Origin of the sequence: Malonomonas rubra (genome assembly GCF_003247215.1) — a bacterium.
Taxonomy (GTDB): domain Bacteria; phylum Desulfobacterota; class Desulfuromonadia; order Desulfuromonadales; family Geopsychrobacteraceae; genus Malonomonas; species Malonomonas rubra_A.
The window spans coordinates 19,538-31,093 of sequence record NZ_QKAP01000086.1; the positions used below are offsets into that span (position 1 = coordinate 19,538).

The 11,556-nt window shown below is 57.9% G+C and carries 7 protein-coding genes; all 7 read left to right on the forward strand.

Features of this window, described 5'->3' with window-relative positions; translation table 11 throughout:
• Positions 1–18 precede the first annotated feature (18 nt).
• On the forward strand, positions 19–1,848 hold the full coding sequence (glmS, locus tag Q7J88_RS09205) for a glutamine--fructose-6-phosphate transaminase (isomerizing) (RefSeq protein WP_369682006.1): 1,830 nt from the start codon (positions 19–21) through the stop codon (positions 1,846–1,848).
• Positions 1,849–1,877: 29 nt separating this feature from the next.
• A complete protein-coding gene (locus Q7J88_RS09210; RefSeq protein ID WP_303721881.1) occupies positions 1,878–3,665 on the forward strand; it encodes a chloride channel protein in 1,788 nt (595 codons plus the stop codon).
• Positions 3,662–5,911: an ATP-dependent helicase gene (locus tag Q7J88_RS09215; protein WP_303721882.1), complete on the forward strand. Its 2,250-nt coding sequence runs from the start codon at positions 3,662–3,664 to the stop codon at positions 5,909–5,911. Before Q7J88_RS09210 ends, Q7J88_RS09215 begins: the two co-directional genes overlap by 4 nt.
• A gap of 5 nt (positions 5,912–5,916) precedes the next feature.
• Positions 5,917–8,955 (forward strand): response regulator, encoded by a 3,039-nt coding sequence (locus tag Q7J88_RS09220; RefSeq protein WP_303721883.1) that lies wholly within the window; start codon positions 5,917–5,919, stop codon positions 8,953–8,955.
• 64 nt (positions 8,956–9,019) lie between these two features.
• Positions 9,020–9,847 (forward strand): Mrp/NBP35 family ATP-binding protein, encoded by an 828-nt coding sequence (locus Q7J88_RS09225; protein ID WP_303721884.1) that lies wholly within the window; start codon positions 9,020–9,022, stop codon positions 9,845–9,847.
• 131 nt (positions 9,848–9,978) lie between these two features.
• On the forward strand, positions 9,979–10,266 hold the full coding sequence (gatC, locus tag Q7J88_RS09230; protein WP_303721885.1) for an Asp-tRNA(Asn)/Glu-tRNA(Gln) amidotransferase subunit GatC: 288 nt from the start codon (positions 9,979–9,981) through the stop codon (positions 10,264–10,266).
• Between the two features lie 27 nt (positions 10,267–10,293).
• Positions 10,294–11,556 (forward strand): Asp-tRNA(Asn)/Glu-tRNA(Gln) amidotransferase subunit GatA (gene gatA, locus Q7J88_RS09235; protein WP_303721886.1); only part of this gene is annotated, 1,263 nt, incomplete at its 3' end.

Consider the following 11,556-nt stretch of genomic DNA (forward strand, 5'->3'; position numbering starts at 1 on the left):
GGCGGAGAGAAAGAAGTTATGTGTGGAATTGTCGGATATATTGGTAAGCAGGAGGCTTCACCGATCATCATCGAGGGTCTGCGTCGTTTAGAATATCGAGGCTATGACTCGGCGGGAATCTGTACCCTTAACGGTGGACAACCGCAGATTTATCGTGCCGAGGGGAAGCTGATCAACCTGGAAAACATCCTGCGGGAATCCCCGGCGTACGGCAGCCGCGGTATTGGTCATACCCGCTGGGCGACCCACGGCAAGCCATCGGAGCTCAACGCCCACCCGCACCGGGCGGGAAATTTTGTTGTTGTGCACAACGGTATCATCGAGAACTACCTGAAGCTTAAAGAACGGCTACAGGCCGCCGGGCACAAGTTCAACTCGGAGACCGACACCGAAATCATTGCCCACTTGGTCGAGGAGAACTACAAAGGCTGCAGCGATTTCGAAGCGGCGGTACGGCAGGCCCTGAATCAGGTCCAGGGGGCTTATGCGGTAGCTATCCTCTGCAGCGACGAGCCGGACAAGCTAATTGCCGCCAAGCTCGGGTCGCCGCTGGTGGTCGGCCAAGGGGAGGGCGAGTACTTCGTCGCCTCCGATATCCCAGCGATGTTGTCGCATACCCGCGAGATGATTTTTCTCGAAGATGGCGAGATGGCGGTCTTCAGCGAAGTCGGGATGCGTTTCACCGACTTGGCCGGAGCGGTTGTCGAGAAGCAGAGCAAAACCATCACCTGGAGCCCGCTGATGGCGGAGAAGGGTGGCTACAAGCACTTCATGCTCAAGGAAATCTACGAACAGCCCCGCGCCGTCGCTGACACCATCGTCGGTCGCCTGCAGACGGAAGAGGGGGATATCTATCTCGAGGGGATAGGGCTTTCTGATCAGCAGCTGCAGCAGCTGGAAAAGATCTTCATCATCGCCTGCGGCACCTCCTGGCATGCCGGTCTAGTTGGCAAGTTCTATATTGAAAAACTGGCCAGAATACCAGTGGAGATAGATATCGCCAGCGAGTTCCGCTACCGGGATCCGATCGTCACCGAGAACAGTTTAACGGTGCTGATCAGCCAGAGCGGTGAAACCGCCGACACCCTGGCTGGCCTGCGAGAGGCAAGGGGGAAAGGGGGAAAGACCCTCTGTATCTGTAACGTGGTCGACTCCTCCATCGCTCGCGAAAGCGACGGGGTAATTTATACCCACGCAGGCCCGGAGATCGGCGTCGCTTCGACCAAGGCTTTTACCACCCAGCTGGTGGCGCTTTTTCAGTTGGCGCTGAAGTTGGGGCGGGTGCGTGGCACGGTGACAGCCGAACAGTGCCGTGAGCAGTTGGAGGGACTGGTAACCTTACCGCGCAAACTAGAGGAGGCGCTGGAAATAGACTCGCATATCGAGGAAATTTCCCGCGAGTACGTGAATGCCAGCGATTTCCTCTATCTGGGGCGGGGCAACCAGTACCCGATTGCCCTTGAGGGGGCGCTCAAGCTGAAGGAGATTTCCTACATTCACGCCGAAGGGTACCCCGCCGGAGAGATGAAGCACGGACCGATCGCCCTGATCGACGAACAACTGCCGGTAGTGGTGCTGGTGCCGCGCAACTCCACCTACGATAAAGTGGTTTCCAACATGGAAGAGGTGCGCGCTCGTGGCGGTAAGATTATAGCCGTGGTCAGCGGAGATGACGCCGAGCTGATCGACAAGGTCGATGCTCTGATCCGGGTGCCGGAAATCAGCGATGACCTGATGCCGGTTCTCACCTCGGTGCCGATGCAGCTGCTTGCTTACCATGTCGCCGTGTTCAAGGGAACCGATGTTGATCAGCCGCGCAATTTAGCGAAAAGTGTAACTGTCGAATAAAATCCTGAAGAGAATTTGGAGTTAATCAGTTGACCATTCCCTACTCTCGGCAGCTGCAGGGCCTGACCCAGCAGCTGCTGAGCCGTTTTAAAATCAGTGAAAACACCTTCCTTATCGTCCTCGCCGTGATCATCGGTCTGCTTGGAGGATTGGGAAATTATTTGTTTCGTAAGACGATCGAGCTGATCCATTGGCTGGTGTTCGAGCAGGGGTTGGAGTTTTTCGATATCTCGCTTGACTACTGGACTCCTCAGCGGTTGCTGGTGATGTTCTTTCCGGTGGTCGCCGCCCTTTTGCTGATACCCTTATGGGCGCTGTTCGGCAAGGATCTGAAGGGCGGATTCGCCGGCTTTCTGGTCAAGGTCAACCTGAAGGGAGCCAAGTTGCCGTTGCGACCGCTGTTTACTCGCGGACTCGGTTCAGCCATCACCCTGGGGGCTGGCGGCAGCGCCGGGCAGGAGGGCCCGATCGCGGCGATCGGTGGAGCGATCGGCAGTCAGTTCGGCCAGCTGTTCAAGGTCAGCGGCGACCGGCTTAAGGTGCTGGTCGCCTGCGGTGCCGCAGCTGGCGTCGCGGCCACCTTCAACGCACCGATCGCAGGTGTTTTCTTCGCCACCGAGATCGTGCTGCTCTCATCCTTCGAGTTGGCCAGTTTTACCTCGATCGTGATCGCCAGCGGCATGGCGACGGTCGTATCGCGGGCCCTGCTTGGCAACCATTCGGAGCTGGTCGCACCGCCCTATTTTGTAGGCAATTTTTGGGAGATTGCGCTTTACCTGCTGCTCGGCATCGTGATCGGGGGCTTGGCGGCCGGTTTTATCGATCTGCATATGCGGATCAAAGAGAAGATCGAAATGATCATGCTGAACAAGTTTGCCAAACTGCTTCTGGGCGGCCTTGTCGTCGGCATGATCGGCATGGTTTTCCCACAGGTGTTCGGCAACGGCTACGAATTCATGAGCCATGTTCTTGCCGGGCATTTTGCCTGGTATCTGCTGGTCGGGCTGATTCTGGTCAAGATGGTGGCAACCTCTATCACCCTCGGCTCCGGGATGCCGGGCGGGTTGTTCGCGCCCTGCCTGTTCCTCGGTGCGGTGGCCGGAGGCGCCTTCGGTAAATTGATCGCTCTCGCCCTGCCTGCCGCCGGACTTTCAGCCGGGGCCTACGCCCTGGTCGGTATGGGGGCATTTCTGGCCGCAGCGACCCACTCACCGATGACCGCCATCTTTCTGCTGTTCGAGATTACCGACAGTTACGAGGTTATCATTCCGATCATGCTGACCTGTGTTATCGGTACCAGCATCGCCCGTCATCTGAAGAAGGACAGCCTGGAGACCGCCGAACTTACCAAGCTCGGTATCGATCTGGAAGCAGGCAAGGAGCGCAATATCATGAAGGGGCTGGCGGTCGGCGAGGTAATGTCACGGCGGGTCGAGACGGTGCCGGAGAGCATGACCCTCGGCGATTTTGCCCGTTTCATCGAACGGACCCACCACACCAATTTTCCGCTGGTCGACGCAGCAGGTGGGTTGACCGGGATCATTTCGGTGCAGGATTTCATGGGCGTGGTGTTCGAAAAGGACCTGATGGATCTTGTAGTGGTCAAGGAGCTGGCGACCACTGAGGTGATCACCGTGCATCCCGAAGAGGATCTGGATACTGCGATGCGCAAGATCGGTTATCGCAACATCGAGCAGCTGCCGGTGGTCGACCGCGAGACTCACCGCAAGCTCTACGGCATTATTTCGCGACGCGATATGGTTTCCGCCTACAACCGGGAACTGATGAGCAGAACCCTAGGGGACGACGAGGGATGACCGATCTGCTGGCGGGATTGAATGAACCGCAAAAGCAGGCGGTTCTGTATGACGGTGGGCCGTTACTGCTGCTGGCCGGGGCCGGTTCTGGCAAGACCCGGGCTCTGACCCACCGGGTCGCCTATCTGATACGCGAGCGGGGGGTGCCGGCCTGGCGGATCATGGCGGTGACCTTTACCAATAAGGCGGCCGCCGAAATGCGTGAGCGGCTCAATGTGCTGCTAGATGATGGAGAGTCTCCCTGGGTGGCGACCTTCCATTCTAGCTGCGTGCGGATTTTGCGTCAGGAGATTCAGCATCTCGGTTTCAGCCGCGACTTTACCATCTACGACGATCAGGATCAGCTGAGTCTGCTGCGCGATCTGCTCAAAGAGATGGGGATCCCCGAGAAAAAGTTGAAGCCTCGCGCTGCCGCAAGCTACATCGACAGCGCCAAGAACCGCGGTCTGCAGCCGGAACAGTTGCTCGAAGTCAATCCCGTCGAGCGGCAATTGGCAGAGTTCTATGCCCTCTACCAGCGTCGCATGCAGGCAGCCAACGCAGTCGACTTCGGCGATCTGCTGCTGCTCACTGTGCGCCTATTCGAGCAGTTCCCCGATGTGCGACGTCACTGGCAGGAGCGCTTCGAGCACCTGCTGATCGACGAGTTTCAGGATACCAACCGGGTTCAGTACCGGCTGGTGCAGTTGCTGGTCAGCCCAGAGGCGAACCTCTGTGTGGTCGGGGATGATGATCAGTCGATCTACCGTTGGCGCGGCGCTGAGGTTGGCAATATCCTCGGTTTCGATCATGATTTTCCGAATGCGGCAGTGATCCGCCTAGAGCAGAACTATCGCTCCACCCAGTCGATCATCAAGGCGGCCGGAGCTGTGGTCGGCAACAACCGGGATCGACGCGACAAGCAGCTCTGGACCGAAAATCCTATGGGTGAGCCTTTGCATATAGAGGCTTCGCCAGACGATCTGGAGGAGGCCCGCTTTGTTGCCGACGAAATCTGCCGGCTGCAGTGCGAAGGTTTCAGCTTACGAAATATTGCGGTTTTCTATCGTACCAACGCTCAGTCGCGGGCGCTGGAGGAGGCCTTGCGCGGCTGCCGTATCCCCTATGTGATGTTCGGCGGAGTCAAATTCTATGCCCGGATGGAGATCAAGGATGTCCTCTCCTACCTGCGGCTGCTGGTCAACCCGGCCGATTCTCTAGCGGCGAAACGGATCATCAATGTCCCGGCCCGCGGCATTGGCAATACCACGGTACAGAAGATAGTCGCTTTCGAGCAGGAAGCCGGCGGTTTTCTGTCCGCCTGCCACCTGGCGATCGACAACGGCACACTGAAAGGGGCGGCGGCCAAACGGGTCGGCCAGTTCGTTGCGCTGATTGAGGAGTTTGCCGGGCAGTTGGAGCGGCTGCCCTATCCACAGCTGATGGCGGAACTGATCGAGCGTAGTGGCTACGGTCCGGCGCTCAAAGAAGAAGCGGAGCTGGCGCTGACCAGCGACGGTCGCCAGGAAGCGAAGGGGCGGCTGGAAAATCTGGAGCAATTACTGGCGGGTATGGAGGAGCATGCAGCTGCGGACGGGTCGTTGCAGGATTACTTGGAGCAGGTTGCGCTGATCACCGATCTCGACAGTTACGACCCGGAGCAACAGCGCGTCACCCTGATGACCCTGCACTCGGCCAAGGGGCTTGAGTTCCCGGTGGTTTTCATGACCGGCATGGAAGAGGGGATCTTCCCGCATTCGCGTTCCGGTAACGGTGGCGAGGATATGGCCGAAGAGCGACGGCTTTGCTATGTTGGCATGACCCGGGCGATGCAGAAACTCTACCTGTCGCATGCGCGGCGGCGACGTGTTTACGGGACCTACCAGTTCAACCCGCCGAGCCGCTTTTTGGCCGAAATCCCACCGGAACTGCTGGGCGACCAATTCGCTGAAACGACAGCGAATAGGCCCGCCAAGCCGGCGCATAACCTGGCACCGCTGTTCGATTTGGCTGAGCCGGAGGAAAAGAAGGTTGTCACTGCCGAGCCGCTGGCGATTCCAGAGCCGCAGCGTACGATCATGGAAGAGCCGGAGGCGGATGTCGGGCAAACCTTGCGTCTCGGCAGCAAGGTACGTCACATCAAGTTCGGCATTGGAACCGTGCGGCGCCTCGAAGGGAGCGGCGACAAGCAGAAGGTGACCGTGTATTTCAACTCGGTTGGACCGAAAAAACTGTTGCTCAAGTTTGCCGGTCTGATGCCGATCTAGGGGGGATGATGAATGATGCGGTGCAACAATTTACGCTACTGCTGGTTGATGACAATCCGATCAACCTGACCCTGCTGGCGAAGATCATCGAACTCGATCTGCCGCAAGTGCAGGTATTGACAGCCAACAACGGCTTGGATGGGTTGCGACTGGCGGAACAGGAACGGATAGACGGTGCTTTTATTGATGTGCAGATGCCGGGGATGAGCGGGCTTGAGGTGTGCCGCCGCTTAAAGGCCGATCCGCGTACCGCGGCCATGCCACTGGTGTTGATTACCGCTCACCTTGCTTCACCGGAAATGCGCGCTGAAGGGCTGGAAGTCGGCGCGTACGATTTTATTTCCCAGCCGATCAGCAATGTCGAAATGCTGGCGCGGCTCAAGGTGATGTTGCGTCTTTGTGAAGGGGAGCGCGCTCGCCAGACGGATGCTGCCGGCTTGTTGTCGGGAGTGGAAAGCCCGGCACAGTTGCGCTGGCTTAGTGGACTGTTCCTTTCCGCCGATGGGGCGTCGGCGGAACCGGAGCCAAAATTGTTGCAGCAGCTGGCTGCGGAATTGTCGGTTGGTGAGGAGATGGACGAGCTGCTGCTGGCTGAACTGTGGGCCGGTCGGTTTCCATTGCCCTGGCGGAGAACGCTTCTCAAGTTAAGCTTGCTGGAGCAGTTCCCTGTAGCACTGGCCGCAAAGTTGAGCGAGCTTGCCGATATCGAAGCGTTGTTCGATTACCTGCAGCGGCATGATCTGTTGTTGGAAACGGCCGGTGGCAATGGGGGTGTACTGCGCTTCAAAGCCGAGGTCCACAAACTGCTGCAAGGGCGGCGGGAGAAACAGCTCGACGAGCAGGAAACGCTGCAGGTCTTCCGGCTGGCGGCGGATTGGTATCAGCAGAAAGACCACCCGGTTGAGGCGTTCGAATGCCTGTTGCAGGCCGGCTTGTTTTCGGCCATCGGGCAATTGCTGAGCCACTTCGGCTTGCAACTGCTGGCCGATCAGTATCAGTCCCGCCTGCTCAAATTGCTGGCCCAGGTTCCAGAGGAGGAAGCGGTCGGCTGTGGCTGGCTGGCACTTTATACCGGGGTTAGTTATATGCGCAACCAGCCGTTGGATGTCGGCACCTGGTTGGAGTTGGCCCGCAACCATTTCGTTGCTACCAGTGATCAACGGGGAGAGTTGCTGACGGTATCGCAGCAGATTGTTCAATACCTCGTGGCGGACGGACAGGTCGAGCTGGGGCAGGCCAAGCTGCCACGGTTGCGGCAACTGGCGGAAGCGCAGCTTGAATTGCTTACGCCGTTTAATCGAATCAAGGTTCAGTTTGCCCTGGGACTAGGGGAGCTGTTCTATGCTGGGGCGCTGAAGCGTTGCGAAGGTATATTGTCGCAGGCCATGTCGGAGGCTCTGCGCGGAAATTTTTTCGAGCTGCAGCTCGAATTGGCCCTGTTGCAGGTTTTGTTGGGGATTTATCAGGGGCGTTACCTAGCTGCCCGTACTGCTATGGAGCAGGCCTGGACAACTGCCCGGAACCTTTCGGCTGATTGTTATCCGGTTCTTATCCTGCGTGTTGTCGCCTGTGAGTTGCTCTGCAGTTGCGGGGAGCTGGACGGATTTGCTCAGCAGCGGCATCAGCTTCGGCAAATTTGGGGACGTGAAGAATTTCAGAAATCAGCATTCTCTCCTATCGTTTACTTCTTTTCGGCCATGGCAGAGATTGCCAAGGCGAGGCTTTCGGTGGCGGAAGAAATGCTGGACCTCGCCTTGGTCGAAAGTCCAGCAGCGCTGCGTCCTCACCTGCGTAGCTGGCTGTTGCAGTTGCGTGGCTTTATGCATGCCCTCGCCGGGCACAGGGAAGCGGGACTGGCCGACTGCGGAAAAGGACTGGAACTGCGTCGGCAGGCCGCTACCGGGTTGCATCAGCTGCCGAACCGGTTGCTGGCTGGGGCTTCGGCGGTATTGCTGCAGGAGCAAGAACTGGCACTGGAGCAGTTGCAGGCTGGCCTGACGATTTCTCTAGATTTGGAGGAGGGACGTTTTCGCGGCGGCTTTCATGCCTGGCTGGCGGCTTTGTACCTTGACCGGGATGATCAGGTTTCGGCGTTGGAGCAACTTGGGCACATGTTTGAGCTGTTGCGCAAACAGCGGATCGATTTTTTCTTCGCCTTGACTCCCGATCTGTTGCGCAAGCTGCTGCCACTGGCAATGACCAATCTCGCTTGGACTGCGCAGGTACAACGGTTGACGGAGCGCTGGCTCGACAGTGATATCAGCGCCGATGGTCGTTTGCTGCCGTACGCTGAGCTGCAGATGTTGGGGGGCTTCAGTTATCGGTTGGAAGGGCAGTGCTTTGATCTGAACGAGGTGGGCCAGTCCTCCCGGCAATTGCTGGCGCTGTTGGCAGTGACACCGAATCATTCGATGAGCTCCGAGCTATTGATGGGAACGCTCTGGCCAGAGAGTCCGCCGAACAAGGCGCGCAACAGCTTCGATTCCGCTCTTTCCCGGCTGCGCAAGACGCTGGAAGGCAGCTGCGGAAAGCAGATCCGCCAGGATTACCTGTTGCTGGATAAGGGGATGTTGCTGCTACGTCATCTGCGGATCGATTGCACCGCTTTCGCGCAGGCGATCGGAGCGGCAAGGCGCCATTTGCAGCGGCAGAATTTCTGGCAGGCCGAGCTAGCGTTCTGGCTGGCTGGGCGGCTCTGGCGGGGCCCTTTCCTGCCCGGTTTTGAACTGGATGCCGAACTCCCTTACCAGCGGGAAGAGTATATCCTGTTGCGCCTGGAGCAGCTCAGTGGGCTGTCCCGCTTACTGGTACGGCGGGGCGAGTTTGAGGAGGCGGTTCGCCTGCTGCAAACCGCTTTGCAGATCGAGCCGGCCAATGATGTGCTGGTCAGAAATCTGCTCGATATATACCAATTGCGGGGCGAAAAGCACGCGGTTCATCTGCTGCTCGACAGCTACCGCAAGGCTCTGCAGGAAGAAGACTACGACGTCGATGAGATCGACGAATTAATCACCGCCTTGGGTCCGCAACGGCTCGAGGTCTGAAAATCTGAAGAGAAAGGTACAAAATATGGGTTCATGCGATTCATGCAATGATAGCTCCTGCTCGGTGAAGCAGCCGGGAGCAGCCAACGACGAGCAGGCGCAGATTCAGCGCAATCTGGCGATCCGGCTCTGTGGCATCAATAACAAGCTGATTGTTATGTCGGGCAAGGGGGGGGTCGGCAAGAGTACCACCGCCGTCAACCTGGCTTACGCCTTGGTGGAAAAAGGCTTCAAGGTCGGGCTGCTCGATATCGATCTGCATGGGCCGAGCGTGCCGACCATGTGCGGTTTGGCAGGTGACCACCCGCAGATGACCGAAGAGGGAATCTCGCCGATGGTTGTTTCAGGATTGAAACTGATGTCGATCGGTTTTCTGCTGGAGTCGAGCGGGCAGGCAACCATCATGCGTGGACCGATGAAGCACGGTGCCATCATGCAGCTGTTGGCCGACGTCAACTGGGGTGAACTTGATTATCTGCTGATCGATTGCCCGCCGGGTACCGGCGACGAACCTTTGAGCGCCGTGCAGTTGCTCGGCAAGAATGCTGCCGCGGTGGTGGTGACCACTCCGCAGGATGTTGCGCTGGTCGATGTCGAAAAATCGCTCAGCTTCTGCAATGAGCTGAAACTGCCAGTGATCGGCCTGATCGAGAACATGAGCGGTTTCATCTGTCCGCACTGCAACCAGGTTTCCGACATCTTCAAGAGTGGCGGTGGTGACAAGTTGGCGGAAAAGTCGGGCGTAGCGCTGCTCGCCAAAGTGCCCCTCGATCCGCGGGTGGTGGCTGCCGGAGACGACGGCAAGCCGCATATCCTTGCCTGCCCCGATTCCAAGTGCAGCGAAGCACTACGGGAGGCGGCAACCGCGGTTGTTGCCTTCGAAGGTTTCTAAAAAGCAAGCCTTTTGCTTGTTGAAGACCGGCAAGAAATGTTAAATTCCTCTTTTTAGGTCGACCCGCCAATGCGGGTCGACCTGACCTGCGATAAATCGGTAAAAATCCCGGTAACTATGGAGAAAAAACGATGAAGATCAGTCGTGCCGAAGTTGAGCACGTGGCCCGCTTGGCCCGCTTGGCTTTGCAACCGGAAGAGCTGGAGGCGCTGACCGGACAGATGGACGCCATCCTCGGTTATGTCGATAAGTTGAACGAGCTGGATACGGATGGTATCGAGCCGACTTCGCACGCGGTGCCTATGGAGAATGCTTTCCGCGCCGATGAATTGAAGCCGTCGATTGGAATTGAGCGAGCACTGCAGAATGCTCCGGAAAAAGACGGCTCCTGCTTCGAAGTCCCCAAAGTCATTGAGTAACCATCGCCACGCGATTCTGGAGAAAACATGCAATTTAACGATCTGACAATTTCGCAACTGCGGGAAAAGTTGGCGTCTGGCGAGACCACGTCGGTTGAGCTGACCAAATCTTTTCTGGCGCGGATTGCTGAGACCAACGATAAGGTCAACACTTTTATCACTGTCTGCGAGGCGGAAGCGCTGGCGGCGGCTGAAGCTGCCGATCAAAGGATCGCTGCCGGGAATGCCGCGCCGCTGACTGGGGTTCCGCTAGCGGTCAAGGATATCTTCAATACCCTCGGTGTGCGCACTACCTGTGGCTCGAAGATCCTCGACAACTATGTTTCTCCTTACGATGCCACCGCTATCGCCAAGCTGCGTGAGCAGGGCGCGGTAATCATCGGCAAGCTGAACATGGACGAGTTCGCCATGGGTTCCTCCAACGAGAACTCGGCGGCCGGGCCGGTGAAAAATCCCTGGGATCTTGAACGTGTCCCTGGTGGTTCTTCAGGCGGCAGTGCGGCCGCGATCGCCGCCGGGCAGTCGCTGGTGACGCTCGGCACCGATACCGGCGGTTCGATCCGCCTGCCGGCCTCCCACTGTGGCGTCGTCGGTCTGAAGCCGACTTACGGTCGGGTTTCCCGTTACGGGGTGATCGCCTATGCTTCTTCTCTCGATCAGGTTGGGCCACTGGCGCGCAACGTGGAGGATTGCGCCACACTGCTTGGCGCCGTGGCCGGTTACGATCCACTCGATTCGACCTCGGTCGATACCCCGGTGCCCGATTACCTGGCGACACTCAAGGATGGTGTTAACGGGAAAAAGATTGGTTTGCCGAAAGAATATCTCATCGAAGGGCTAGACCCGGATGTAAAGCAGGCGGTGAAAACTGCCATCGAAACCTATAAGAGCCTTGGTGCCGAAGTCGTTGATGTTAGCTTGCCTCATACCGATTATGCGGTCGCCTGCTACTATTTGATCGCCACCGCCGAGGCCTCCAGTAATCTTGCTCGCTATGACGGCGTGCGTTACGGGGTGCGCGTGGATGAAGGGGAAGGGCTGATCGGCATGTACCAACAGACCCGCGCCGCCGGCTTTGGCGACGAGGTCAAACGGCGGATCATGCTCGGAACCTACGCCCTTTCTTCAGGCTACTACGATGCTTATTACCTCAAGGCGCAGAAAGTTCGGACCCTGATTCGTCAGGATTTTCTCGATGCATTTGAACAGGTCGATTTCATGCTCGCGCCAGTAGCACCGACCCCGGCTTTCAAGATCGGTGAGAAGACCGACGATCCGCTGCAGATGTAT

What these genes read in the sequence shown, in the direction of transcription:
- glmS (WP_369682006.1), top strand. Translation starts at nt 19, where the DNA reads ATGTGTGGAATTGTCGGATATATTGGTAAGCAGGAGGCTTCACCGATC.
- Q7J88_RS09215 (WP_303721882.1), top strand. Translation starts at nt 3,662, where the DNA reads ATGACCGATCTGCTGGCGGGATTGAATGAACCGCAAAAGCAGGCGGTT.
- Q7J88_RS09220 (WP_303721883.1), top strand. Translation starts at nt 5,917, where the DNA reads ATGATGAATGATGCGGTGCAACAATTTACGCTACTGCTGGTTGATGAC.
- gatC (WP_303721885.1), top strand. Translation starts at nt 9,979, where the DNA reads ATGAAGATCAGTCGTGCCGAAGTTGAGCACGTGGCCCGCTTGGCCCGC.